Source organism: Nonomuraea purpurea, from assembly GCF_042650645.1.
In the GTDB taxonomy this organism is placed as follows: Bacteria; Actinomycetota; Actinomycetes; order Streptosporangiales; family Streptosporangiaceae; genus Nonomuraea; species Nonomuraea purpurea.
Map to the genome: position 1 here is coordinate 68,345 of NZ_JBHSBI010000003.1, position 26,704 is coordinate 95,048.

The 26,704-nt window shown below is 70.7% G+C and carries 18 protein-coding genes; 9 read left to right on the forward strand and 9 right to left on the reverse strand.

Annotated elements, in window-relative coordinates:
* Position 1 precedes the first annotated feature (1 nt).
* The 7 genes from ACFOY2_RS06815 to ACFOY2_RS06845 form a co-directional block, all read right to left on the reverse strand.
* The gene (locus tag ACFOY2_RS06815) at positions 2-1,522 is read right to left on the reverse strand and encodes an AMP-binding protein (RefSeq protein ID WP_379527071.1); all 1,521 of its coding nucleotides are present in this window, start codon (positions 1,520-1,522) and stop codon (positions 2-4) included.
* A 45-nt stretch (positions 1,523-1,567) separates the two neighbouring features.
* On the reverse strand, positions 1,568-2,473 hold the full coding sequence (locus ACFOY2_RS06820; protein WP_379527072.1) for an SDR family oxidoreductase: 906 nt from the start codon (positions 2,471-2,473) through the stop codon (positions 1,568-1,570).
* 43 nt (positions 2,474-2,516) lie between these two features.
* Entirely contained in the window at positions 2,517-3,671 is a 1,155-nt protein-coding gene (locus ACFOY2_RS06825; RefSeq protein ID WP_379527073.1) for a thiolase C-terminal domain-containing protein, read from the reverse strand.
* Positions 3,668-4,054, reverse strand: coding sequence for a Zn-ribbon domain-containing OB-fold protein (locus tag ACFOY2_RS06830; protein ID WP_379527074.1), 387 nt, complete (start codon positions 4,052-4,054; stop codon positions 3,668-3,670). The genes ACFOY2_RS06825 and ACFOY2_RS06830 overlap by 4 nt, the downstream gene beginning before the upstream one ends.
* Positions 4,051-4,896 carry a MaoC family dehydratase gene (locus ACFOY2_RS06835; RefSeq protein WP_379527075.1) on the reverse strand — a complete coding sequence of 282 codons (846 nt, stop codon included), beginning with the start codon at positions 4,894-4,896 and terminating at the stop codon, positions 4,051-4,053. The genes ACFOY2_RS06830 and ACFOY2_RS06835 overlap by 4 nt, the downstream gene beginning before the upstream one ends.
* A gap of 56 nt (positions 4,897-4,952) precedes the next feature.
* Positions 4,953-6,293, reverse strand: a complete 1,341-nt coding sequence (locus tag ACFOY2_RS06840) for an MFS transporter (protein ID WP_379527076.1) — start codon at positions 6,291-6,293, stop codon at positions 4,953-4,955.
* Between the two features lie 248 nt (positions 6,294-6,541).
* Positions 6,542-7,156, reverse strand: a complete 615-nt coding sequence (locus ACFOY2_RS06845; RefSeq protein ID WP_379527077.1) for a TetR/AcrR family transcriptional regulator — start codon at positions 7,154-7,156, stop codon at positions 6,542-6,544.
* 165 nt (positions 7,157-7,321) lie between these two features.
* Here ACFOY2_RS06845 and ACFOY2_RS06850 point away from each other — a divergent pair, with 165 nt between their 5' ends.
* The 9 genes from ACFOY2_RS06850 to ACFOY2_RS06890 all read left to right on the forward strand — a co-directional run bounded on the left by ACFOY2_RS06850 (position 7,322) and on the right by ACFOY2_RS06890 (position 22,932).
* On the forward strand, positions 7,322-8,734 hold the full coding sequence (locus ACFOY2_RS06850) for a hypothetical protein (RefSeq protein WP_379527078.1): 1,413 nt from the start codon (positions 7,322-7,324) through the stop codon (positions 8,732-8,734).
* A 143-nt stretch (positions 8,735-8,877) separates the two neighbouring features.
* Complete coding sequence (locus ACFOY2_RS06855; protein WP_379527079.1) at positions 8,878-10,149, forward strand: ROK family protein; 1,272 nt, start codon at positions 8,878-8,880, stop codon at positions 10,147-10,149.
* Positions 10,146-11,273: a carbohydrate ABC transporter permease gene (locus ACFOY2_RS06860; RefSeq protein WP_379527080.1), complete on the forward strand. Its 1,128-nt coding sequence runs from the start codon at positions 10,146-10,148 to the stop codon at positions 11,271-11,273. Before ACFOY2_RS06855 ends, ACFOY2_RS06860 begins: the two co-directional genes overlap by 4 nt.
* Before the next feature lie 88 nt (positions 11,274-11,361).
* The gene (locus ACFOY2_RS06865; protein ID WP_379527081.1) at positions 11,362-12,159 is read left to right on the forward strand and encodes a carbohydrate ABC transporter permease; all 798 of its coding nucleotides are present in this window, start codon (positions 11,362-11,364) and stop codon (positions 12,157-12,159) included.
* Positions 12,160-12,171: 12 nt separating this feature from the next.
* Complete coding sequence (locus ACFOY2_RS06870) at positions 12,172-13,431, forward strand: ABC transporter substrate-binding protein (protein ID WP_379527082.1); 1,260 nt, start codon at positions 12,172-12,174, stop codon at positions 13,429-13,431.
* Positions 13,432-13,462: 31 nt separating this feature from the next.
* The gene (locus tag ACFOY2_RS06875; protein ID WP_379527083.1) at positions 13,463-14,548 is read left to right on the forward strand and encodes a glycoside hydrolase family 15 protein; all 1,086 of its coding nucleotides are present in this window, start codon (positions 13,463-13,465) and stop codon (positions 14,546-14,548) included.
* Positions 14,545-16,830, forward strand: coding sequence for a glycoside hydrolase family 31 protein (locus ACFOY2_RS06880; RefSeq protein ID WP_379527084.1), 2,286 nt, complete (start codon positions 14,545-14,547; stop codon positions 16,828-16,830). Before ACFOY2_RS06875 ends, ACFOY2_RS06880 begins: the two co-directional genes overlap by 4 nt.
* 13 nt (positions 16,831-16,843) lie before the next feature.
* A complete protein-coding gene (locus tag ACFOY2_RS06885) occupies positions 16,844-20,107 on the forward strand; it encodes a TIM-barrel domain-containing protein (protein WP_379527085.1) in 3,264 nt (1,087 codons plus the stop codon).
* Entirely contained in the window at positions 20,104-22,932 is a 2,829-nt protein-coding gene (locus ACFOY2_RS06890; RefSeq protein ID WP_379527086.1) for a TIM-barrel domain-containing protein, read from the forward strand. Before ACFOY2_RS06885 ends, ACFOY2_RS06890 begins: the two co-directional genes overlap by 4 nt.
* 20 nt (positions 22,933-22,952) lie before the next feature.
* Here the strand turns inward: ACFOY2_RS06890 and ACFOY2_RS06895 are convergent, their stop codons facing one another.
* Both ACFOY2_RS06895 and ACFOY2_RS06900 read right to left on the reverse strand, forming a co-directional pair.
* A complete protein-coding gene (locus ACFOY2_RS06895) occupies positions 22,953-23,999 on the reverse strand; it encodes a radical SAM protein (RefSeq protein WP_379527087.1) in 1,047 nt (348 codons plus the stop codon).
* A 4-nt stretch (positions 24,000-24,003) separates the two neighbouring features.
* On the reverse strand, positions 24,004-26,703 hold the full coding sequence (locus tag ACFOY2_RS06900) for a YcaO-like family protein (protein WP_379527088.1): 2,700 nt from the start codon (positions 26,701-26,703) through the stop codon (positions 24,004-24,006).
* Between the last annotated feature and the right edge of the window lies 1 nt (position 26,704).

Here is a 26,704-nt window from a genome sequence, read left to right on the forward strand (position 1 = left end):
TCTACCTCCCGCCGTACTCCTCGCGCAGTTGACGGCGCAGCAGCTTGCCGGCCGCGGAACGCGGGAAGTCGGAGCGGAAGACGAAGCGGCGCGGGCGTTTGTAGGAGGCCAGCCCGTCCTTGCAGTGCGCGGCAAGCTCGTTCGCGAGCTCCTCGCCGGGGGCGGCGCCCTCGGCGGGCTGGACGACGGCCAGCACGCTGCGCCCCCACTCGGGATCGGGCACGCCGATCACGGCCACGTCGGCCACCGCCGGATGGGTGATCAGGTGCTGCTCGACCTCCGCCGGGTAGACGTTCACGCCGCCCGACAGGATGAGGTCGGTGCGCCGGTCCAGCAGGTACAGGTAGCCGTCGGCGTCGAAGCGGCCGATGTCCCCGACGGTGAACAGGCCGAGGGTGCGGCTGGCGCGGGTCTTGTCCGGGTCGTTGTGGTACTCGAACGTGCCGGAGCCGCCGAAGTAGATCGTGCCCGCCTCCCCGGCCGGCACCTCGGCGCCGCTCTCGTCGAGCAGCCGGACCGTGAAGCCGGGGAAGGGCCGGCCCACCGTGCCCGGCCGCTCCAGCCACTCCCGCGAGCCGACGATGCTCACCAGCCCCTCGGTGGCGCCGAGGTACTCCCACAGGATCGGGCCGACCCAGTCGATCATCCGCCGTTTGACCTCGACCGGGCAGGGGGCGCCCGCGTGCACCAGCGAGCGCAGACTGGACAGGTCGTACCGCTCCCGGACGGCCGGGGGCAGGCGCAGCATGCGGTGGAAGTGGGTGGGCACCATGTGGCTCGTGGTCACCCGGTACCGCTCGATGTCGCGCAGCGTCGCCTCGGCGTCGAACCTCTCGTGGACGACCACGGTGTGGCCTTGCTGCAGGGCCGACATCGCGAACGAGCCGGGCGCCGCGTGGTAGAGCGGCGAGGTGACCAGGTGAACCCCTTCACCGCCTGACACGCCGCACATGCGGGCCAGCCCCAGCGACATCGCGGCCATGTGCTCGGGGGTGACGTCGGGCAGCGACCGTTTGACGCCCCGGGGCCGTCCGGTGGTGCCCGAGGTGTAGCCCATGATCAGGCCGGCGATCCGGTCCGCGGGGTCGTCCGCCGGCCCGCCGAAGTCCTCGTACGCCGGCCAGCCCGCGACCTCGCCACCGACGGACAGGCGGTGCGGGACGGGCACGCCGAGCGCGGCGGCCAGGCCGGCGTGGGCGAGGAGGACCTTGGCGGCGCTGTCGTGGACGATGAACGACGCCTCGGCCGGCGCCAGATGGGTGTTGATGGGCACCAGGTAGAGGCCGATCTGCCCGGTGGCCAGGACGAGCTCGAAGTACGTCGAGTCGTTCCCGACCATCGCGGCGACCACGTCGCCGCGGACCAGGCCCAGGCCGCGCAGCGCGTTGGACACCTGGTTGACGCGCGTGCGCAACTGGCCGAAGGTGAGCCGGCGCTCTCCTGGGCCGATCAGGGCGGGACGGTCGGGGTGGGCGAGGGCCTCGGTGAAGAATCCGGTGGCGGCGGCTTCGGTCGGTGTCACGTGTCCTGGGTCCTTTCGCGAGCACTGGACCAAGATTTCTGCACGTCAGTCGCGGGTCGGCGTCCTGCCGAGCATGTCGACGTCGGGCGCGGCCTTGGCGACCAGGTCGGGGACCACGCGGCCGAGCTCCGCCGCGTCCCACAGGTCCTGCCTGGTCACCTCCGGGCCGAGCCGCCACCCCTCCGCGACGCCGATCCGGCCGCCGCCGACGTCGAACACCCGCCCGGTGACGCCGTCGCTGTCCGCACTGGCCAGCCAGACGACCAGCGGCGAGACGTGCTCGGGCGCGAGGGCGGCGGCGTGGTCGGCGGGCATCAGGTTCTCGGTGAGCCGGGTGAAGGCGGCCGGCGCCACGGCGTTCACGCTCACCCCGTAGCGGCCGAGCTCCAAGGCCGTGATGACGGTGAAGGCGGCGATGCCGGCCTTGGCCGCGCCGTAGTTGGACTGGCCGAAGTTGCCGTAGATGCCCGAGGCCGAGGTGGTGTTGATGAGCCGGGCGCCCAGCGGCCGTCCGCTCTGCTTGGCCCGCGCCCGCCAGTACGCGGCGGCGAAGTGGGTGGGTGCCGCGGTGCCGCGCAGGTGCACGCGGATCACCGCGTCCCAGTTCTCCTCCGTCATGGACGCGATGGTCTGGTCGCGCAGGATGCCGGCGTTGTTCACCAGGACGTCGAGCCCGCCGAACTCGCTCACCGCCTGCTCGACGAGCCGTTGGGCGCCCGCCCAGTCGGCGACGTCGTCGGTGTTGGCCACGGCCTTGCCGCCGGCCGCCAGGATCTCCTCCACCACCAGTTGCGCAGCGTCGGCGTCGGAGCCGGTGCCGTCGGTGGCGCCGCCGAGGTCGTTGACCACCACGTGGGCTCCCTGCCGCGCCAGTTCCAGCGCGTGCGCCCGGCCAAGACCGCGCCCCGCGCCGGTCACGATCGCCACCCGGCCTTCGCAGATTCCGCTCATCAGACCTTGCCCTTCTGTTGTCAGGTTGTTCGAAATTGAACGATCAGGGCCTGCGGGCCGACAGCACCAGGCTCCCCGAGGCGGCGAAGAACATCCCGACACCCTGCACGAAACCGATCTCGACGTCGGGGACCTGGGCGGCGGCCTCGCCTCTGAGCTGGCGGACGGACTCCTGGATGGCGAACATGCCGTACATGCCGGTGTGGGTGTAGCTGAGCCCGCCGCCGTTGGTGTTCATGGGCAGCCTGCCGCCCGGGCGGGTGTGGCCGTCGGCGACGAAGGCGCCCGACTCGCCTCGGCCGACGAAGCCGAGGTCTTCGAGCATGTAGAGCGGCACGTGGGCGAAGGCGTCGTAGCACATCAGGTGGCCGACGTCGGCGCGGCTCACCCCCGCCGTGGCGAACGCCTGCGCGCTGGAGCGCCGGAAGGCCAGGCTGGAGCCCGGGTCCTCCATCTGGGAGACCATCGTGCCCTCGGCCGACTCCCCCGACCCGAGCAGGTACACCGCCCGCTCCCCCGAGGGCAGGCCGGCCGCGCGCTCGGCGCTGGTCAGCACCAGCGCGCCGCCGCCGTCGGTGACCACGCAGCACATGTCCTTGGTGAAGGGGTAGGCGATCAGCGGGGCGGCCAGCACCTCGTCCACGGTGACGATGTCGCGGCGCATCGCGCGCGGGTTCTTCGCCGCCCACTCCCGCTGGGCGACCACGACCTGGGCCAGGTCCTCGCCTCCCATGCCGCGCTCGTGCAGGAAACGCAGCGCGGGCAGGGTGAAGGTGGCGTACGGCAGCACCGCCCCGTACGGCATCTCGAACTGGCCCTGGGGAGAGGACGGGTTCATGCCGTACTGCGGCACGCCCACGCGTGACCTGCCCGATTCGCCGTGCGTGATGAGCACCACCTCAGCGGCGCCGGCCGCGATCGCGGCGGCGGCGTGCCGGACGTGCAGCATGAAGCTGCACCCGCCGACCATGGTGCCGTCCAGCCAGCGCGGCGTGATGCCGAGGTGGTGGGAGACCTCCATGGTCAGCGGGCCGGCGGTGGCCACGCCGTCCACGTCCGCCGCCGTCAGGCCCGCGTCCTCGAGCGCGCGGCGCGCGGCCCCCGCGTGCAGCTCGATCATCGAGACGCCGGGCAGTACGCCGATCTCCTCGCTCTCCGCCGCTCCGACGATCGCGACGTCGCCTCCGTGCATCCTCATACGGCCGCCTCCTCGGGACGGAAGACCGGCAGGTCCTCCTGGAAACAGACCCGCAGCCGCAGGTCCAGCGGCAGGTTCTCCGGGGTGGGCTCGACCCCGACGATGTTGGTCATCAGGCGCGGCCCCTCGTCCAGTTCGACCAGCGCGATCACCGGCGACAGCCCCTCCATGCCGGGCATCGGCCGCTGGTTGATGACGTACGACACAAGCCGCGCCCGGCCCGAGACCGTCACCCACCGCACCTCGCGCGAGGCGCAGTAGCGGCAGGTCGGCCGGGGGTAGAAGTAGTGACGCCCGCATTCCCCGCAGCGCTGCACCCGCAGCTCTCCTTGGCGCGCGCCCTCCCAGTACGGCGCCGTCTCCGGCGTGGGCTGCGGCTTCACCGCCCCACCCCCGTGAAGACGCCGCGGTCGAGCACCACGCTCTCGCCTGCCTTCGTGACGAAGCGGCCGTCGTCCCAGATGTGCACGGCCAGGTCCTGGCCGGGAAGCACCGGGGAGGCGAAGCGGGCCGACATCCCGCCGAACGCGGCCGGGTCCGAGCCGCACAGCGTGTGCAGCAGGGCGCGTCCGGTGAACCCGTAGGTGCACAGCCCGTGCAGGATGGGGCGCTCGAAGCCGCCGCGCGCGGCGAACCACGGGTCGGAGTGCAACGGGTTGCGGTCTCCGCTCAGCCGGTACAGCAGCGCCTGGTCGGCGCGGGTCGGGTAGACGACGACGTGGTCGGCCGGGCGCTCGGGCCGCTCCCACGGCGCCGAGGTGCCCCGCTCTCCGCCGAAGCCGCCCTCGCCTCGGACGAAGATGCCGTTGCTGACCTCGGCGACCAACCGGCCCGTGTCCGCGGCGACGATCGTGGACTCCATGACGGCCAGCGCGCCGCTGCCCTTGTCGTAGATGTTCACCAGGCGGGCGGTCGAGCGCACCCGGCCGTCCACGGGCAGGGGGCCCGCCAGCCGGATCGACTGCTCGGCGTGGAGCACCTGGGAGAAGTCGAAGTCACCCAGTTTGGGGCCCTGGTTGCCGCCGCCTCCGCCGATCACCACGACGAAGGTGGGCAGCACCCGCTGGGCGACCCCGTGTGAGTTCTCGGTGGTGAACGACAGCTCGGCCAGCGGGTCCTGCGCTCCCGCGCCGACTCCCAGGGCGTACAGGATGGCGTCTTTCGAGGTCCATGTGTGCTCGCCTGATTCCCAGGTCTGCCCGATGGCATCGAGGTTCATCGACATGTTCCGCTCCTTTCGCACCCGCAATTTATATAGACGAAACCCGTCTGTAAAGACGTTCAGACGCCCTTGGACACGTGCGCGAGCCGGGCCGCCTCCACCTTCGCCGCGTCCCGCTCGGGGTTGACCAGCAGGGCGAACAGCGCCCCTCCCACCAGGGCGACGACGCCCGTCAGGACGAAGACGGTGGTGTAGCCCTCGGCGAGGGCGTCCGCGGCGCGGGCGCCGTCGAGCACGTGGCCCGTGACCAACGGCCCGCCGGCCGCCAGGACGCCGGTTACGGCCAGCCCGACGGACAGGACGCTGCGCTGCTGCCCCGCCGGCACGATCTGCACGAGAGCCGGGTTGAGCACGGCGTTGACGCTGATGGCCAGCCCGTAGCCGAGCATCAGCAGGGCGATGGGAACCGCCACCCCGGAGGCGAGGGGCAGGGCGGCGAGGAAGACCCCGCCCAGCGCGAGCAGCGCGCCGCCCAGGAACCCCCGGGCGCGGCGGGCCGCCGTCCCCCTCTTCAGCATCCGGTCGCTCCAGGCGCCGAACCCGTACAGGAACACCATGGCGGCGATGCTCGGCACGCCGAACAGCGAGCCCGCCGCCACCGCGGAGAAGCCCAAGCTCACCTGGAAGTAGGACGGCAACCAGGTGAGGACGACGATCGCGAGCATCGCCGAGGCGGTGCTCGCGGCCACGAAGCCGGCGAAGGTGCCCGTCAGCAGGATGGCGCGGATGGGCGCCCGCGATCCGGCGGCGGCTTCCGGGGCGGCCTCCTGGCCGTGGGGCCCCTCCCGCCCGATGAACAGCCAGCCCGCGGCCCAGATGAAGCCCAGGATCGCGACGGCGACGAAGCCCATCTCCCAGCCGAAGGCGGCGATGATGAGCGCCAGCGGCGGAGCGAAGATCAGCTTGCCGAACGACGCCCCCGTCGTGAGCAGCGCCGTCGGCAGGCCGCGCCGTTCGTTCGGCCACCAGGAGTAGGCGGTCGCGTACGCCGCCGGCGCCGCCGGCCCCTCGGCCGCGCCGAGCATGAAGCGCGTGACCAGGAGCAGCGCGCCCGAGGCGGCGAAGAAGACGGGCAACTGGAGCAGCGACCAGATGACGACGACGGTGAAGAGGGTCGCCTTGACGGGCAGCCGGTCGGCGACCAGCGCGTACAGGAACACCGACAGCGGGCCGAGCAGGCCCGCGGCGCTGCTGATGGCGCCGAACTCGGCCGCGGACAACCCCAGGCCGGCCATGGCCGGCTGGGCGACGAGACCGAGGATCGCCTTGTCCAGATAGGCGATCAGCATGACGCCGAGCAGCATCGCGGTCATGCCCCAGGCCAGAACCGGGCGGCGCTTGGAGTCTGTGTCGTGCGCGGTGATCGGTTCGGGCTGTGGTGTGACACGCTCGCTCACCATGATGGGCTCCTCCCGGGAGGCCAAAAGGGGGAATGGTGAAGTAATGCCGATGCGGGCTTCGTGCTTGGGGGGTCGCGCTGCTTCGCCGGGATGCGTGAGCGGCTACGGGGAACTCCGCGATGGCCCGAAGGGAAAGCCCCGGGGCGGGATGGGTGGTACTCGTCGTTAATTTAGACGAAACACGTCTGCAATAAGACGCTAAGTCGTCTCCCCGCCCCTGTCAATGGCGGGCCGCGCGCCGCCCGTGATCAGGCGTCCTGCTCCGGAGCCCGGTAATCGACCCTGGACAACACGAAGTCCACGGTCTCCTCGACGTACTTGTCCTTGCGCGCGACCAGAGCCGGCATCTGGCTGATCGGCGTCGACAGGAAGTGGTTGGTCAGCATGCCGGCGACCGCGTCCAGGACGAGCGCGGGCGAGGTGCCCGGCGCAAGCTCGCCGCGGGCGATGGCGTTGAGCACGATGGTGCGGCCGACCTTGATGCGTTCGCGCTGGAACCGCTCCAGCGCCTGCCCGAACAACTCGGGGTAGACCCTGGCCTCGACCTGGGCCCTCAGGTAGACCAGACCCCTCGGCGTCAGATAGCCGTCGAGGGTCCCCGCGGCCATCCGGATCAGTTGGGTGCGCAGCGATCCCGACTGCGTGTCGAACGGGTCCTGGGTGAGCCCGGCGGTCAGCGCGTCGACGATCAGCTTCTCCTTGCTGCCCCATCTGTTGTACAGAGCGGCCTTGCCGACCCGGGCGCGGCGGGCGAGTACGTCGAAGCTGAACCTGGCCCAGCCGACCTCGCCGTACAGTTCGAGGGCGGCGGTGTGCACGCGCGCCTCCAGGTCGGGGTCCGGCGGGCGACCTCGTCCACTCATGGCCTTCAGTCTGCCAGACGACTGATCATTTCACCGGTACGGGGAAACCCTGGACACAGGCCAGAAAGATCCGGAACATGAGCAACGTGCGAACGTCGCTCCCCACCGAGCTCAGCGGGCATCGGCGCTCCCTCATCACTGACATCCCCCACACGAGGACCGAGGATGACCCAGTCAAGGGCTGTGCTGTCCACGCTCGCCATCACCACGTCCGTCCTACTGATCAGTGCGAACGCCCACGCCGACGCGGAGGTTCCGTTGACGTCGGCGATCTTCCGCGTCACGCACAACAGCTATTCCGGCAACGTCGAAGGCGCCAAGAACTCCATCACCTACCAGCTCGACCATGGGGTTCGCTTCATCGAACTCGACATCCATGACAACGGGTACGCGACGGCGCGTGACTACGCGATCGGCCACGACGCGCCCGGCGACCAGGTCGACCACTCCGGCAACCCGGCCTCGAACCTGCTGCGCGACTGGCTGGAGGTCGTCAACACCTGGTCCGCGCGGCACCCGGACGCCGCCCCGATCGTCGTCATGCTCGACCTCAAGGACGACCTGACCGACAACCCGTCGTTCGCGGCCGGCAACCTGACCGCGCTCAACCAGGAGATCGTCTCCGTCTTCGGGTCGCGGCTGCTGAAGGCCGAGGACTACCCGTCGGGTTCACCGACGGTTGACTCGCTGCGCGGCCGGGTGCTGACGCTGCTGTCCGGCAACGGCAAGAGCCGCACGGAGTACAAACGCGACATCGGCTCCAACCCGGCGATCGCGCTCAACGCGAAGGGGCAGATCGTCGAGGTGCACGACTCCGGCGCGGGCGCGCTGTGGTACTGGACCGGCAGGTACGACAACGGCCGCGTGACCTGGCTGCGCCACGGCAGGTACGACAACGGCCAGACCCCCGCCGTCGCGCTGAACGACAACGGCGACCTGGTGGAGGTCCACCAGTCCCAGAACGCAACCACGCTGTGGTACCGGGTCGGCCGGCTCGGCGCGGACGGCGAGATCACCTGGTCCTCCAGCCGCCAGTACGACGACGGCGTCCTGCCGACGATCGCCTTCACGAACCCGTCCGGCACACAACTGCGCGAGATCCACCGCAGCCAGAACAACGACCAGAACTGGCAGTGGAACGGCACGCTGAACACCGGCACCTCGACGGTCTCGTGGAGCGGGAACGCCAAGACCTCCGACGCCCGCTTCGACAAGACCACCTCGGCGCGCGGCACGTCGAGCGTGCGCGTGTGGACCGGCGCGGACGGCCCGACCCCCGCGCGGACCCTGCGCGTGGACACCGACCGGTTCACCGGCGCCCGCATCCGCTACCCGCAGGTGGCCTTCGACGAGTTCCAGAAGGGCGACAGCGCGGAGCTTCAGCAGGGCGCCCTGTTCTACGCCGCACCGGCGACCGAGTCCGGCTTCATCACCTCGGCGCGGCAGTCGGGGCGGCTCGTGCGCGGCTGGGACTTCGACCGGGCGGACCTGGCGACCACCCCGCTGGCCAACTATCCCGCGACCAATCACCCGTACAACGCCTGGTACGACAACCTCCTCGCGGGCGCCGTCCAGTAGCCTCCGGCGTCCGCCCAGCAGCCCCTGCCGCGACAGGCGGGGGCTGTTTCGCGTTTCAGGAGGGTTTCGGGCTCTTGACAGGAGGGTGGCCGCGGTTAAGTATTCTTCAGCACTAACTTTATTCCTAAAGAAAGTCCTCTCACATGGCAGGCACGGACCGCGGCGACCTCACCAGAACGGCGATCCTCGCCCTCCTGGGCACGGTCGGCCCGCTGAGCCGCAGCGAGATAGCCCGCGAGCTCGACCTCAGCCCGGCCACCGTCACACAGCTCACCAAGGAGCTCATCGGGCACGGAATGCTGGAGGAACTCGACCTCAAGCCGTCGCGCGGCGGCCGTCCTGCCCAGCGGCTCGGGCTGGTCGGCAGCGCCGGGCGGGCGCTCGGCGTGAAGGTGACGGCCGACCACCTGGTGCTGGTGGACGTCCGGCTCGACGGCGAGGTGCTCGGCTCCTGGGACAAGCCCCACGACCCGGCCGCGCCCGACGCCCTGGAACACCTCGCCGACGCGGTGGAGTCGGTGGTCCGCGAGATCTCCGGGGTGCCGCCGCTGCTGGGAGTCGGGGTCGGGGTGCCGGGCAGCGTGGACGACCAGGCGGTCGGCACCGTCAACGCGCCGACGCTCGGCTGGCAGGCCATGCCCGTGGGCGAACGCCTACGCCGCCGCCTCCACCTGCCCGTCCTGGTCGAGAACGACGTGAACGCGCTGGCCGCGGCCGAGCGCCTGTACGGGCGGGGACGCAGGCACAACGACTTCCTCGTGCTCACGATCGGACGCGGCGTCGGCGCGGCGATCGTCGCGGACGGCCGGGTCTACCGGGGGGCGCGCGGCGGCGCGGGCGAGTTCGGCCACCTGCCGGTCGCTCCCGACGGGCCGCAGTGCGGCTGCGGCGCCCGGGGATGCCTGGAGGCGTTCGTGGGCTCGGCGGGTCTGCTGGCGGCGGCCGAGCAGGCCGGACGTCCCCCGGCCGAACGGGCGGAGCTACCAGCAGCGGCCGACCGGGCGGGGCGGTCCCCGGCCGAGCGGGACGGCGGTGAGTCGCTGGGCGCGGTGGCCGAACTCGGCCGGGCCGGAGCGGGCGGCGATCCCGTGGTGCGGGCGGTCTTCGCCGAGGCCGGGGCGATTCTCGGGCGCGCCACCGCCGGGCTGATCAACGTCGTGGACCCCGAGGTCGTGGTCGTGCTCGGCGAGGGCACGGCCGACTGGCCGCTCTGGCAGGAGGGCTTCGACTCGGCGCTGCGGGCGCAGCTCTACCCGGGCCGGCGCGACATCTCCGTCGAGGTAGAGAGCTGGGACGACACGAGCTGGGCCCAGGGGGCGGCGGCGCTCGTGCTGGCCACCCCGTTCGACGCCGCGGGGGCGGCGGGCGAGCAGGGCCGCCTGGTCCGCGCCCGGCTGATCGGAGCCGCCCCATGAGCGCCCGGCAGGTCCCACTGAACGGCAACGGACCCGCGAAAGATCCCGACGTCGCCAAGCCCGTGACAGGACCCGACCTCGCCGGCTCCGCCACAGAACCCAACGTCGCCGAACCCGCGACACAACCCAAAGCCGCCCGCTCCGGAACACAACCCGACATCCCCGAACCCGCGACACAACCCGAAGTCGCCGACGCCACAACTCCCCCGGCGTCGCGCAAGCCGCCGATCGGCCGCGAACAGCCGAAGCGGGGTGGCGGGTGGCGATACGCGGGCACGGTCGCGGTGTTCCTGCTGCCCAGCCTGGTGCCGCTAACCCTCTACACGCTGATCCCGATGGTCGGCTCGTTCTGGACCAGCCTGCACGAATGGGACCTCATCACCGACATGCGGTGGGTGGGGCTCGGCAACTACGTCGAGCTCATCGGCGACCCCGACACCAGGGCCGCGTTCCTGCACACGCTGTACTTCATCGCCGGCTACCTGCCGCTGGTCTACGCGGGCGGGCTCGGCCTCGCGGTGCTGCTCAACCGGGCCATGAAGGGCCGCGCTCTGCTGCGCGGCGTGTACTTCCTGCCGGTGATCACGAGCTGGGTGGTCGTCGCGCTGATGTGGAAGTGGCTGCTCAACCCGGCCAGCGGCATCGTCAACTGGGCGCTCGGCCTGCTGGGGATCACCGGCCCCGGCTGGTGGACCGACCCCGACTGGGCGATGCCGTCGATCATCCTCGCCTCGGCCTGGAAGGACCTGGGCTTCGTGATGATCATCCTGCTGGCGGGACTGCAGGCGATCCCTCGCGAGTACCAGGAGGCCGCCATGGTGGACGGCGCCACCGCCTGGCGCAGGTTCCGGCACATCACGCTGCCGCTGCTGTCCCCCTCGACGTTCTTCGTCATCGTGATCTCGCTGATCAACGGCTTCCAGGTGTTCGACCAGGTCCAGATCATGACGGGCGGCGGTCCCGGCGGGGCCACGCAAGTGGTCGTCTCGCAGATCTACGACCTGACCTTCCGTTACGGCAGGGCCGGCGCGGCCTCGGCGCTGTCCTGGCTGCTGTTCGCGCTGGTGCTGCTGGTGACGATCGTGCAGATCCGGGGCCAGAGGCGGTGGGTGACGTATGGGTAGGGCGCGAGGTTGGATCCGCAGCGAAGCGAGGACATCCATCCGAGCCCGCCGAGCGAAGCTCGGCCAAAAAACGCGTTGGCTTGGCCAGATGATGCGCTACGTGCTGGTGGGTGTGGGCGCGCTGGTGATGTTGTTCCCGTTCGCGTGGGCGGTGATCACCTCGATCACGCCGGGCGACGCCGTGCTGTCCGTGCCGCCTGACTTCACGCCCGAGGGCGCGAGCCTGGACGCCTACGGCAAGCTGCTGGAGACGCTGCCGTTCTGGCGGATCGTGCTCAACAGCGCCTGGATCGGCGCCGCTTCCACCACGTTGCAGCTTGTCACGAGCGCGATGGCGGCCTATGCCTTCGCCCGGCTGCCGTTCCCCGGCCGGGGCGCGCTGTTCTCCGTCTATTTGGCGACGCTGATGATGCCGTTGCCGGTGCTGGTCGTGCCGCTGTTCATCGAGATGCGCACGTTCGGGCTGGTCGACACGTACTTCGCGTTGCTGGCGCCGACGATCGCGTCGGCGTTCGGGGTGTTCCTGCTGCGGCAGGCGATCAACCAGGTGCCGAGGGAGTTCGACGAGGCGGCCGTACTTGACGGTGCCGGGCATTTCAGGATTTTTCTGTACGTGGTGCTGCCGTTGATCCGCCCGGCCCTGGCCACGTTCGCCATCTTCGGCTTCATGGCGAGCTGGAACAGCTACCTCTGGCCGTTGATCATCATCAAGTCGCCCGAGTTCATGACGCTCCCCCTGGGCCTGGCCACCCTGCACGGCCAGTTCTCCACGCGGTGGGACGTGGTGATGGCGGGCTCGGTCGTCAGCGTCGTCCCGATCCTCATCCTGTACCTCTTCGCGCAGAAGCACGTCATCGCCAGCGTCGCGCAGAGCGGGCTCAAGTAAAGGAATCCCCCCATGCCCAGACATTTCACCATTGCCAGCGTCGCCGCGGTCGCGCTGCTCGCCTCCGCCTGCTCCCAGGGCTCGGCCACCAGGGGCGCCACCAGCGTGGACGGCAAGGTGACCCTGCGGTACCTCACTTTCTCGGCCGCCCCCGACCACGTCAAAGACCTCGACACGATCGAGAAGGCCTTCGAGAAGGAGAACCCGAACGTGGACGTGGTCGTCGAGACCGCACCCTTCGACCAGTACTTCACCAAGCTCCAGACCAGCATCGCGGGCGGCACCGCGCCCGACGCCTTCGAGCTGAACTACGAGAACTTCGTCACCTACGCCAGCGCCGGCTCACTGCTCGACCTGGCCACGGTCGCGGGCGACGGCGACCCCTCGGTGTACGCCCAGGAGTCGCTCAACGCCTTCAAGCGCGACGGCAAGCAGTACGCGCTGCCCGCCTCGTTCTCCACGGTCGTGCTCTTCTACAACAAGGACCTGTTCGACAAGGCCGGCGTGGCTCCGCCCACGGCGGACTGGACGTGGGCCGACGAGCAGGCCGCGGCGGTGAAGCTGACCGACAAGAAGAAGGGCGTGTTCGGCGACTTCCAACCGGTGCAGTTCTTCGAGTTCTACAAGACACTCAAGCAGGCCGGCGGCGAGTTCCTGACGGCGGACGGCAAGAAGTCCGCCTTCGACAGCCCTCAGGGCGTCAAGGCCGCCACCTGGCTGGTCTCCAAGGTGGGCAAGACGATGCCGACCGAGGCCGAGATCGGCGGCACCGCCGACTACGACACGAACCTCTTCAAATCCGGCAAGCTCGCCATGTGGCACAACGGCATCTGGCAGTTCGCGGGGCTGAAGGACGTGCCGTTCGAATGGGACGTGGTCGTCGAACCGGGTGACACCGCCAAGGCCAGCGCGGTCTTCCACAACGCGGTGGCCGCCTCCTCAACCACCAAGCACGGCAAGGAGGCCTGGGCCTGGGCCCGCTTCCTGTCCGCCTCGGCCACCGCGGCCACCACCCGCATCCAGTCGTCGTGGGAGCTGCCGCCGATCTCCGACCAGCAGGTCCTGTCCGGCTACCTCAAGGACCCCAAGCCCGCCAACCGGCAGGCGGTCTTCGACTCGCTCACGTCCATCGCGCTGCCTCCGGTGATCAAGCGCCAGCAGGAGATGCAGGACGCGGTGACCAAGGAGCTCGGCGAGGCCGCGGCCGGGCGCACGTCCGTGGCCGACGCGCTCAAGGCGGCCGCCGCCGAAGTCGACGCGCTGCTCGGCTAAGTCTTCCCTTCCAGGTACTTGAGGAGTTTCGTTGTCCCTCGTCGCGCAGAGCCTCGACGTGATCAAGAGATTGCAGGCACCTTCCGGGGCATATCCGGCATCGCCCACCTTCTCCGCCTACCGCGGCTACTCCTGGCTGCGCGACGGCGCGTTCATCGCCGAGGGGGTGAGCAGGCACGGCGACGTGGCCGGCGCGGACGCCTTCCACGCCTGGTGCGCGCGGGTGGTCGGCGACCGCGCGGGCCAGGTGGACACGCTGGTGTCCCGCGCGGGACGCGGTGAGGAGATCCCGTCCGCCGAGATGCTGCCGACCCGCTTCACGCTGGACGGCGTGGACGGCGAAGACGACTGGTGGAACTTCCAGCTTGACGGGTACGGCACGTGGCTGTGGGCGCTGCGCGAGCACTCCACGCGGCACGGCAAGCTCGCGCCCGGCGTGGAGAAGGGCGTCAGGACGGCGGCCCGCTACCTGACGGCGTTCTGGCACGTGCCCTGCTACGACTGGTGGGAGGAGCACGTCGAGCAGCGCCACGTGGCCACGCTCGGCTCGGTCCACGCGGGGCTGCGGGCCGCCGTCGCGCTCGGCGTGCTCAGCGCGGCGGAGTCGGCGGCGGCGACCTCGGCTGTCGAGGGCATCGCCGAGCTGGTGGCGCGGGAGGGCGTCACCGAGGGCGGGTTCCTGCGCAAGTGGCTCGGTAGCGACGCGGTGGACGCGAGCCTGCTGGCCTGCGTGGAGCCGTTCGGGCTGTATCCGGCCGGGCATCCGGTCGGCGCGGCGACGGTCGCCGAAGTGGAACGGCAGCTCGCCCGCGACGGCGGCGTGTACCGCTATCTGGCCGACACCTTCTACGGCGGCGGGCGGTGGGTGCTGCTGGCCGGGTTCCTCGGCTGGAACCACGCCCGCGCGGGGCGGCGCGACGACGCTCTGCGGTATCTGGAGTGGATGGCCGCCCAGGCGACCCCTTCGGGCGATCTGCCCGAGCAGGTGTCCGACCTGCTGCTGGCGCCCGAGCGGCGGCAGGAGTGGCTGGATCGGTGGGGGCCGGTGGCCACGCCGCTGCTGTGGTCACACGGCATGTACCTCATCCTCGCCGACGAGCTGGGGGTGACGGCGTGATCCGGCATCGGCCTTTCGGATCGGGGCATCCGTACGCGGAAACGGAGGATCAGCGCGTTCCTGCCAGGCCGCTGGACGGGCAGCCCGTGGAGCTACGGGTACGCGCGTCGGCGCGGGTCGTCTCCGTCGTCTGCGACTGGACCGTGGACGGCGCCGCACCCGTGGAACTGCCGCTGACCAAGCGGATCGCGGATGACCCTCCCGCGACCGACACCACGACCGACGCTGCGGGCGAGTCCGTTGGAGGGGCTGCGGGGGGTCCGCCCGGCGATCGGCCCGACGTGGTGGACGGCGGGCATCTGGCCGCGGCCCAGGCGCGGACCGCCAGGGCCGCAGCCGGTTCGTGGAGCGTGCACACCCCCGTGGTGAATGCGGGAAGCCGTTACGCCTACCGCTTCCGCGCCACGACCGACGACGGCGCGAGCCGGGCGAGCCGCTGGTTCGAGATGACGGCGGCGAGGTGGTCGGACGCGGGCGGCAAGCTGAACGTCGAGGGCGGCGACCGGATCGTGCCGGGCAGCGTGCGCTGGCTGGCCGACGGCGACGGAGTGCTGCGGGTGCGGTTCGAGCTGGCCCTGGAGCCGGACGAGCACGTGGTGGGGTTCGGCGAGCGGTTCGACGCCGTGGACCAGCGGGGCCGCGCCCTGGACGCGGTGGTCTTCGAGCAGTACAAGGCGCAGGGCCGGCACGGGCGCACCTACCTGCCGATGCCGTTCGCCATGGTCGTGGGCGGCCGGGCGAGCTGGGGCTGGCACGTCCAGACGTCACGGCGGACCTGGTACGACGTCGGCGCGGCACGGCCCGGCCGGATCGTCGTCGAGGCGGAGACCGGCCAGGACGGCGAGCTGGGCGTGCGCTTCCACGGCGGCGACGCCCCCGCCGACGTGCTGCGGGGCTTCCTCGACGACGTCGGGCGGCCCACGGAGCTGCCGGACTGGGTGTTCCGGCTGTGGGCCAGCGGCAACGAGTGGAACACCCAGGAACGCGTGCTGGCCGAGATGGACCGGCACCGGGAGCACGACATCCCCGTCGGCGCGCTGGTCATCGAGGCGTGGAGCGACGAGACCACGTTCACGGCGTTCAGGGGCGCCACGTACGAGCCGTCGGAGGAGCCGCACGAGCTGGCCGACTACACCTTCCCCGCCGACGGCCCCTGGCCCGACCCCAAGGGCATGGTGGACGAGCTGCACCGCAGGGACGTCAAGGTGCTGCTCTGGCAGATTCCGCTGCAGAAGATGCGCCCGCATCCCGGGCATCAGGCCGCCGTGGACGCCCGTCAGCTCGTCGAGCGCGGGTACGGCGTGCGCGAGGCCGACGGCCGCCCCTACCGCAACCGGGGGTGGTGGTTCCCGCTCGCGCTCATGCCGGACCTGTCCTGCCAGGAGGTGCGCGACTGGTGGACGGCCAAGCGGCGCTACCTGGTCGAGGAGGTGGGGATCGACGGGTTCAAGACCGACGGCGGCGAGCACGCCTGGGGCCACGACCTGCGTTACGCCGACGGACGCGACGGCGCGGCCGGCAACGGGCGTTTTCCCGTGCACTACGCCCGCGCGTTCGGCGACCTGCTGCGCGCGTGCGGGAAGGCGCCGGTGACGTTCAGCAGGGCCGGGTTCGCGGGCTCGCAGCCGCACGGCGCGTTCTGGGCCGGGGACGAGGACTCGACGTGGGAGGCGTTCAGGTCGTCGATCAGGGCCGGGATCACGGCCTCGGCCTGCGGGATCGTGTACTGGGGCTGGGATCTGGCCGGGTTCTCCGGGCCGGTGCCGGACGCCGAGCTCTATCTGCGGGCGGCGGGAGCGTCGGCGTTCATGCCGATCATGCAGTACCACTCGGAGTTCAATCACCATCGCACGCCCGTCAGGGACCGCACACCGTGGAACGTCGCCGCGCAGACCGGGGACGGGCGGGTGATCCCGGTGTTCCGGCAACTGGCCGGGCTGCGGGAGCGACTGGTGCCGTACCTGGCCGAGCAGGCCCGCACTGCGGTCGGCGGCGGCGCGCCGCTGATGCGGGGGCTCTTCTTCGACCACCCGGACGACCCCGAGGTGTGGCGGCATCCGCTGCAGTTCAAGCTCGGTGACGCGCTGCTGATCACCCCCGTGACCGAACCCAACATTTCGAAAATCTCCGTCTACCTTCCCGAGGGAAGCTGGGTCGACGTCTGGACCGGGCGCGACCTGACCGGCGGGCGGACCGTGACCCTGCCCGCGCCCCTCGACCGCCCGCCCGTCCTGTGCGCGGCGGAGCACTGGTCCAGGCTCTCCCCCGTGTTCGCCGCCTGAGAGGAGCACACCCATGAGCCTGTTACGGTCGGGCGCCGTCATCATGGCGCTCGCCCTGCTCGCCTGCCTCGTCACCGTGCCCGCCCACGCGCTGGACGGCCTCTACCACGACCCGGCCGGGATCGACGACCTCTACTCCAGCCAGCCCACCGAGCGCGTGCCCCGCGATCCGATGGCCGGCGAGGCGGTCCAGATCAACGCGACGACCTGGCCGATCGAGTCCGGCCAGACGGTATGGGTCACGTGGACGAAGAACGGCGTGAACCAGACCCCGGTCGGCGCGGCCTGGGACCACAACAGCGGTAACAACAGCTACTGGAAGATCGACCTCGGCACGTTCGCCCGGGGCGACAAGATCTCCTACACGGTCAACGCCGACGTGAACGGCGGCGGGCAGAAGAGCACCGGCCCGTTCGCGTTCACAGTCACCTCGTGGAGCACGGTGACGAACGTGACCGGGTTCGTGAACAACACCACGTCAGTAGATGTCACGACCGGCGATAGCGCAGGAAGCTTCACACCGAAGATCCGCTTCGCCTTCCCCGCGCTCGACCGGTTCAGAACGCAGATCGCCCCAAGCGGTTCAGGTCTCAATATTTCCGGTGTATCCGGATATACGGTGACGAATTCTGCGAGCACCTTGACGATCTCCACCAACTCGCTCGTCCTGAAGATCCAGAAGTCGCCCTATCGGTTGTCGGTCTACAAGGGCGACGGCACGACGCTGATCACCCGCCAGTACGACCCCGCCATGTTCAGAAACATCGGCTGGGCCAGCGACGGCGCCACCACGATCACCAAGATCGAGGACCACTTCATGTCGCCGGCCGGCGAGCGCTTCGAGGGCTTCGGCGAGCGCTACGACCGGCTCGACCAGCGCGGCACCGACGTGCACAACTACGTCTACAACCAGTACAGAGACCAGGGCGCGACCCGGCGCACGTACCTGAGCGTGCCGTTCTTCCTGAACTCGGCCGGGTACGGCGTGCACGTCGCCGGCACCCGCTATGCGATCTTCAATCTGGGCACGCACCTCAGCGACCTGGCAGGCTTCACCGTCGACACCGGCGGCGGGCTGGACTCGACGCTCGACTACCACTTCTTCGCCGGCACCCCCGCCAAGATCGTGGACGACTACACGGCGGTCACCGGGCGGCCGCAGCTCCCGCCGAAGTGGGCGTTCGGGGTGTGGATGTCGGCCAACGAGTGGAACACCCAGGCCGAGGTGAACGCCGAGCTGGCCAACGTCGGCACCTACAAGATCCCGCACACCGCGATGGTGCTGGAGCAGTGGAGCGACGAGGCCACGTTCTACGTCTGGCACGGCGCCACGTACACCCCCAAACCGGGCAGCAGCAAGCCGGCGTACGGGGATCTGACGTTCCCGGCGGGCAGCGCGTGGCAGGACCCGAAGGCCATGGTCGCGGGCGCCCATGCCAAGGGGATCAAGATGATCCTCTGGCAGATCCCGGTGTTCAAGGAGAACTTCGACAGCAACCCGCCGACGGCGCCGCAGCAGCACCTCAACGACAAGGCGTACGCACAGGCGCAGGGATATGTCGCGAAAAATGCTACTAACGGCCCCTATCGCATCCCAACCGGCCAGTGGTTCGGCGACAGCATGGTCCCCGACTTCACCAGCACGGCCGCGACGAACTGGTGGATGAGCAAGCGCGACTACCTGATCGACGAGATCGGCATAGACGGGTTCAAGACCGACGGCAGCGAGGCGATCTTCGGCCGGGGCGTGCAGTTCGCCGACGGCCGCAAGGGCGACGAGATGCACAACGCCTACCCCAACAGCTACACCGGCGCCTACAACTCCTACGTCAAGGGCAAGAAGCCGAACGGCACGATCTTCAGCCGGGCGGGCACGACGGGCGCCCAGAGCAGGTCGATCTTCTGGGCGGGCGACCAGAACTCCAGCTTCTCCGCCTTCCAGGAGGCGGTCAGGGCGCAGCTCAGCGCCGGGCAGTCGGGCGTGCCCTACACGGCCTGGGACCTGGCGGGCTTCACCGGCGACTTCCCCAGCGCGGAGCTCTATCTGCGCTCGGCGGCCCAGGCCACGTTCTCACCGATCATGCAGTACCACTCCGAGAAGGCCAACCCGGGCCTGTCCGAGGCCCGCACGCCGTGGAACGTGCAGGCGCGCACCGGTGACACGAGCGTGGTGCCGGCCTTCCGCACGTTCGCCAACGTGCGGATGAACCTGATCCCCTACCTCTACACCGAGGCCAGGGCGAGCTCCACGACGGGCGTGCCGATGATGCGGGCCATGAGCTTCGCCTTCCCCGCAGACGCGACCGCGGCGGCCCAGGACCAGCAGTACCTGTTCGGCTCGCAGCTCCTGGTGGCGCCGATCACGACGCAGGGCGCCACCTCCAAGAACGTTTACCTGCCCGCCGGCGAGTGGTACGACCTGTGGAACGGCGGCCGCTTCACCGGGCCGGGCACCAAGACCTACAACGCGGGCCTGGACACGATCCCCGTCTACGCCAAACCGGGGGCGATCATCCCGCTCAACCTCAACGCCGACTACCAGCTCGGCGGGGAGATCGGCAACAGCGTGGACACTTACACCAACCTGACCTTCCGCATCTATCCCGCGGGATCGACGTCATACGCCTACTTCGAGGACTCCGCGAACGCCACCCGCACGATCAGCGCAGCCGAGAACTGGGCAGGACACGCGGTGACCGTCACCGTGCCCGCGCTCACCACGACCAGCACGCTGCAGGTCGCGAGCACGAAGCCGGCCTCGGTGACCGGCGCGAGCGCGCGGGCGAGCCTCGCCGACCTCAAGGCCGCGGCCGAGGGCTGGTGGTGGGACCCGGTGCGGCAGCTCACCCACGTCAAGCTGACCGGCGCCACGGCCGGCCGGACGATCACCCTGAACGGCGTGGACAAGGCGGCCTACGAGGCCGAGTTCGCCACCGGCACCGGCACGTCCACCAACGCCGACCACCCCGGATACACCGGCACGGGCTTCGTGGACGGCTTCGCGAGCCCGGGTGACGCGGTGACGTTCCAGGTCAAGGCGGACGCGGCGGGCAGCCACCAGCTCAGGTTCCGCTACTCGACCACCGTGGCCTCAACCAGGACCGTCTCCGTGGACGGCGTCTCGGTGGGCACACTCTCGCTGCCCGCCCTCGCCGACTGGGACACCTGGGGCACCGCGGCGCTGACCACCTCACTCACCGCGGGGGCGCACACCGTCAAGATCACCTACGACAGCGGCGGCGTCAACCTCGACAACCTGGTGGTGGCCCGACCATGAAACGCTTGCCCCTCCTCCTGACCACGCTGCTCCTGCCGCTGCTGGTGGCGCAGCCCGCGCACGCGGCCGTGCAACGCGTGCAGTTCACCAGCGGCGCCACCTACCTGATCGTGGAGTTCCTGGACGACGACCTGGTGCACTTCGAGCTGGCGAACGGCACGTCGCCGGGCACGGGCTCGCCGATCTTCACCACGCCCCAGGTGGCCAAGACCGACTATCCGGGCCCGGCGAGCTTCACCCAGTCGGGCAATACGCTCACCACGGGCGGGATGAAGGTCGAGGTCACGGCCGGGACGCTGTGCGTGAAGGTGTCCGACCCCGCGCGGCTGCTGTACGAGGCGTGCCCGCGCAACCTGACCCAGGCGTGGAAGGGCCTGACGATCACCAAGGGGGCGATTCAGAACGCGTACGGGCTGGGCCAGCAGTTCTTCATGGGCGGCAGCGCCGACGGCGACTGGGTCGGCCGCAGCCGCACGCCGGGCGGCGCGTACGGCAACGCCATGGTGTACGACACCGACAACGGCCCGGTGGGCAACACCCAGATCCCCGTGCTCTTCGCCGTCGGGGCGGCCAACCTGAACTACGGGCTGCTGCTGGACCAGGTCTACAAGCAGGAATGGAACCTGACCGGCGACCCGTGGACGGTCGACACCTGGGGCGACCAGCTCAGGTGGTACACGATGACCGGGCCCGACCTGCCCGATCTGCGCAAGGACTACATGGAGCTGACCGGCCGGCCGCCGGTGCCGCCGAAGAAGGCGTTCGGCATGTGGGTGTCGGAGTTCGGTTACGACAACTGGGCCGAGATCGACAACCGGCTCTCCGGGCTGCGCGCGGCGAAGTTCCCCGTGGACGGATTCGTCCTGGACCTGCCGTGGTTCGGCGGCGTGACGGCGGGCTCCGACAACACCAAAATGGGCGGCCTCACCTGGGACACCACCGCCTTCCCCAACCCGTCGGCCACCATTGCCGACTACCAGGCGAACAAGGGCATCGGCCTGATGACGATCGAGGAGTCCTACATCGGCAAAAACCTGCCGGAACACGCCGACCTGGCCTCCCGCGGCTACCTTGTCCGGGCCGGCTGCGGGACCTGCGCGCCCGCGTACCTGACCGCCAACGACTGGTGGGGCCGGGGCGGCATGATCGACTGGACGCGGGACGCCGCCGGCGACTACTGGCACACGCTCAAGCGCAAGCCGCTGATCGACGCCGGGATCCAGGGCCACTGGCTGGATCTCGGCGAGCCGGAGATGTACGACGCCGGTGACTGGACCTCCGGCGTCCTGCCCGGCAAACACGCCCACGCCGACTACCACAATGTTTACAACCTCAAGTGGGCGGAGAGCATCGCCCGCGGCTACACCTCCGAGACCAGGCGCCCGTTCATGCTGGCCCGCTCCGGGGCGGCGGGCATGCAGCGGCACGGCGTGGCCATGTGGTCGGCCGACATCGGCTCCAAGCTGAGCGCGCTCGCCCAGCAGCACAACGCTCAGATGCACCTGTCGATGTCCGGCATCGACTACTACGGCTCCGACATCGGCGGCTTCCGCAGGGAGATGCTCGACTCGGACCTGGACGAGCTCTACACCCAGTGGTTCGCCGGCGGCGCGTGGTTCGAGGTGCCGGTGCGCCCGCACACCGAGAACCTGTGCAACTGCGCGCAGACCTCACCGGACAAGATCGGGCACACCACCAGTAACCTCGCCAACCTCCGCCAGCGTTATGAGCTGACGCCGTACTACTACTCGCTGGCCCACCGGGCTTACCGGTTCGGCGAGCCGGTCGTGCCGCCGCTGGCGTACTACCACCAGAACGACCAGAACGTGCGCGAGGCCGGTCACGAGAAGCTCATCGGCCGCGACCTGCTGGTGGGCGTCGTCGCGGGCGCGGGCGAGCGCAAGCGCGACATGTACCTGCCCGCGGGCACCTGGTACGACTACGCCACGGGCGAGAAGCTGACCAGCACCGGCCAGTGGTTCGCCGACCGGCCGCTGTGGGTTGACGGCGTCTTCCGCCTGCCGGCCTTCGCCAGGGCGGGCGCGATCCTGCCCAAGATGTACGTGGACGACAAGACCATGAACGTCATGGGCAAGCGGACCGACGCCACCACGAGGAACGAGCTGGTCGCCCGCGTCTACCCCGACGCCGCGGCCACGAGCTTCACGCTCTACGAGGACGACGGCGCCTCGACCGGCTACCAGGGCGGCGCCGTCCGCACCACGCAGATCAACCAGCAGCTCACCGGCGGCACGGCGAGCGTCACGGTGGCCGCCTCCAGCGGCACGTACACGGGCGCCGCGAGCAGCCGGTCGAACGTCGTCGAGCTGATCTCCGGCACCCAGGCCTCGGCCGTCACACTGAACGGCGTCGCGCTCACCCAGCATGCCACCAAGGCCGCCTTCGACGCGGCCGCCGACGGGTGGTACAACGCGGGCGGCAACCTCGTCGTGGCCAAGTCGGCGAGCACGGCCGTCACGACGGCCAAGACGTTCGCCTTCACGCTCGGACAGGCTCCGGTCTCGGCCACGTTCACCTGCGCAAACGGCACCACCACGCCCGGCCAGTCGGTCTACGCCGTCGGCAGCGCGCCGCAGCTCGGCGCGTGGTCGGTGGCCGGGGCGGTCAAGCTGTCGCCGGCCGCCTACCCGACCTGGACCGGCACCGTCGGCAAACTCCCACCCAACACCACGATCGAGTGGAAGTGCGCCAAACGGCAGGAGGCGAACTTCCCCGACACCGCCGACCAGTGGCAGCCGGGCGGCAACACCGTTCTCACCACGCCGGCGAGCGGCAGCGCCGGCACCACGACCGGCACGTTCTGACCGCCCATCAGAGGCGCGTGTCAGGCGCCGCCGGGACCGCTGGGTGGATGGTAGGGCGGGCGTTCGCGGATGCGTGCCCGGTCGGCGTCGGACCCGAATCGTGCGTCGATCCGCCGGGTGGCCTCGGCCCAGCCCGCCGGGCTCGACGCCGATCGCAGCAGGCTCGTCACCCACGGATCACTCCACCGGCTCACGGCCCGTTCCCACAACACGAACGGATCTTCTTGCAGGAGGCTGCCCACGGTGCCCTCGTAGATGGGCATCGCCCGTACCAGTCCATCGGGCTCGACCTGCATCGCGGGGATCTCTCCTGCCGCGAGCCGGTCGGGGTGCATCTGGAACATGCCGTTGTCGCTGGTGCGGATCTCGATCGCGGGCACCAGGCGCTGCAACTCCCGCCGCAGGCTGCCGTCGCGCAGCCGCTCGGCCTGCCCCTCGTCGAGCAGCTCGTGTTCGGCGAAGCTCGGCCTGCTGGCCAGCCCTGTCGGCAGCACGGCGCCGAAGAAGACGGAGTCGAGGTTGGCGAAGCGCGAGGCCACGTGCGCGCAGAAGCCGGCCAGCTCCTCGTGGTTGCTGCGGACGACGACGAAGTCGATCCCGAGGGCGGGCGCCGCTCTGCCGGCCCGCCTGCGCCTGCCGATCGCGGTGTCGAGCTGGGCGAGCACCGCCAGCGCCCGCTCGAAGGAGCCGACCCGGCCGCGGATGCGGTCGTGTGTCGCGGCGAGCGCCCCGTCGAGGCTGACGGTGATCCTGGCCATCACGTCCATGAGGGCCGGGACGGCGGCCGGGGCGAGCTTCCAGCCGCCGGTGTAGAGGTGAGGCTGGACGCCCGCCCTGCCGACGCGCCGGGCCACGTCGAAGATCTCGGGAACGCTCAGCGGCTCGCCTCCGGCGAAGACGATCGCGTGCGGGCGCAAGGAGACGAGCGCGTCGGCCACCCGGAACAGCCGGGCGCCGCTGAGCTGCCGGGACGGGCGGCGCCCCGATTCGGAGTAGCAGTGCGCGCAGCGCAGCGGGCAGGCATAGGTGATGTCCCACACGACGTCTCTCGGCGGAGCCGTCACCATGCCGTCACCATGCTCCGTTCTCGCGTGCCGCCCGCGGCAGCAGGTCGCGGATGCAGGTGGCGCGGCCCCTGGCGCCGGTGCACAGCGGGTTCGTCGTCTCCGAGCCCGGGATGATCGCCCGTACGGCGTGGGCGGGGCGGATGCGGGCCATGGTGTAGTCGGCGACGAGAACGTGCCGGTAGCCCGCCTCCTCCACCCGGTCCACGATCCACTCCAGCTCTTCCAGGACGTCCCCGCTGACGAATCCCACGCTCTGGTCGAAGGGCCGGACCGGGCGGTCGTCGCCGAACCAGAACACCTGTGAGGCCGGGATGCCGGTGCGCGGCCGCTCGTGCCGGCCCAGGCTGCGCGCTTGCAGGGAGAAGTCCTCACGGCTGCCCGCCACGAAGCCCGCCTTGGTCTGCGCCGCCTCCAGGAGCGCCATCGTGACCGCTGCCTCGGGGTCGGGATGGCAGGCGAAACCGTCGGAGGAGGTGCTGGCCGCGCCCGCGAAAGGGTCCTCGAAGATCCTGGCGTAGAAGGTCGGCACGGCGATGTCGGCGGTCATGTCGAGAACGCGGACCCGCATGCCGCCCTCGCGGTACTTGCCGATGATCCGCTTCGGCGTCTGCGGCAGCGTCTCCTCATCGACGAACCAGAACCGGCGTACGCCCACACCGCCGGGATTGTCCAGTTCCAGTTCGGCCAGCCGCTGCGCGTGCCGTTCGATGAGCTCGGCGACGGCGTGCACGGCCGCCTCGGCCAGGCTGAACCCCGAGCCGAGCCCGCTGGAGGAGAAGACCTTGCCGCCCAGCCTCGGCGAGTAGTAGACGTCGTTCGGCAGCCGCTCTCCCACCAGGCAGGCGGCGGGTACGAGCACGGTGCCGCCGCCGAGCAGGTCGGCGCACTCCACCCAGTCGATCTCCAGATCGTGGCGGTAGCGGGAGTCGTAGGGCAGGGACAACGTCCAGGGATCGATCAGCGGAAGGCGCCGCGAGGAGGCCGCGAACGACGTGCGGACCGGCGGCCCCGGCTGGTAGGCGTCCTGGGCGTGCAGCTCGGCCTCCTCCATGATGGCGCCCGCCCGCGCGCCCTGCCGGGTCTCGGCCTTGCCGCTGCTGAAGCTGGAGGACCACCTGCTGCGGTCGCCGAAGGCCTGCGCGACGTGCACGCCGAGAGTCGTCAGCTCCCCGACCAGGCCGACGCGGCGGATGCCGACCTGGTCGGCGATCTGGTCGGCCAGCCGCACGGCCTCGGGCTCGGGCAGGACGAACCGGTTGGAGCCCGGCGCCTTGGGGCTGCTGTGGAGGGCGAGCCCGAGATCGCGCCAGCCCTCGGCGCGTTCGGACGGTGGCCGGGGCGCGCGCCGGCCGTCCATGGCCGCGACGAGGGAACGGGCGGCACGGCGGGCGAGCGCGAGGCAGGTGACGACGGAGTCGATGTCCTCGGGTGACAGTCCCAGCGTCGCGAGCTCGGCTTCGACGTAGGGCCACTGCAGGGCGGACCTGAGCCTGGTGACGCAGCGCCGGGCGTCCTCGATCTCCGCCTCGTCGGGCGGGCCGGCCTCGGCGCCCTGTCCGGCGAACCAGGTCAACGCCCCGAGCCGCAGCGTCTCCCGTTTGAGCGCGAGGTCGTTCATCCACAGCTCGGCCCGCAGCGCCTTGGCGAAGCGTTGCGCCGGGCGGCGCGCGACGGTCTGGACCAGGCGTGCGGTGACCGTCTCGGCCTGCAGCGAGTCGGCGGCGTCGGCGAGCCCGAGCCCGAGGTCGCGCATCGTGACGTGCGCCTCCTCCGGCGACTCCCAGCCCCACTGCGTCCGGGTGACGTCCAGCAGGGACTGCGCGTCCAGCCCGCCCGCGCCGGGTTCGACGGGCGGCAGCAGGCCGCCGACGGCCATGCGCGCCAGCGCGTTGCGGGCGTGGCCCTCGAAGGCGCCCGTCACCTTGAGGAAGCGGACCAGCGAGGGGAAGTCGGCGCGGTCGCCGGACTCCCACACCATGACCGGCGCCTGGCCGTCCTCCCGGTCACGGACCCGCAGAGCGGGCCCGTCCTGGCCGGAGGCCACCTCTGCGCCGGCGCGGACCGGCACCTCGGCCAGGGTCTCCAGGAGAAACTGCGCGTCCTCGCGTTTGAGGTCGAAGTTACGCAGCAACCGGACGAGGTCGCCGGCGTCGGAGGCGCCGGCCAGCGCCGAGCACCTGATGATGTTCGGGTACGTGCGCTCGCTGTAGTGCAGCTTCTCGGCGGCCTTGACGAGCTCGTCCCCGGCCTGGCGGGCCAGGGTGCCCGAGCTGACCAGTCGTTCGACCGCGTAGCGGACGTTCACCAGGGGCTCGGTGACGGGGAGGTGGGTGTCCGGGTCGAACAGCAGCGCGACCTCGTCGTCGCGGTCGATGGTCCCGGTTCTGTACATGTCGTGGATGCGGCCGACGCCGACGACTCCCTTGACGTCGGCCGCGCGCAACGCTCCCATGCTCGCCGCGCCGTACACCACGATCCCCCGCCTGATCGCCTCCCGGATCTCGGCGGGGCTGATGGCCAGGCTCTGGTCGAAGACGCCGTCCACGATGCCCACGACCGCGCCTTCGGGCAGGGCGTCGAGGTCGCCCCGCCTGATCGGCGGCCGGAAGTCCGCGTCGGGCAGGGTCCGCCTGGCCAGGTCCAGCCCGATCGACGGGCCGAGGAAGACGATGTGGCGGCCACCGGCGGTCCGGTCCTTCGTCAAG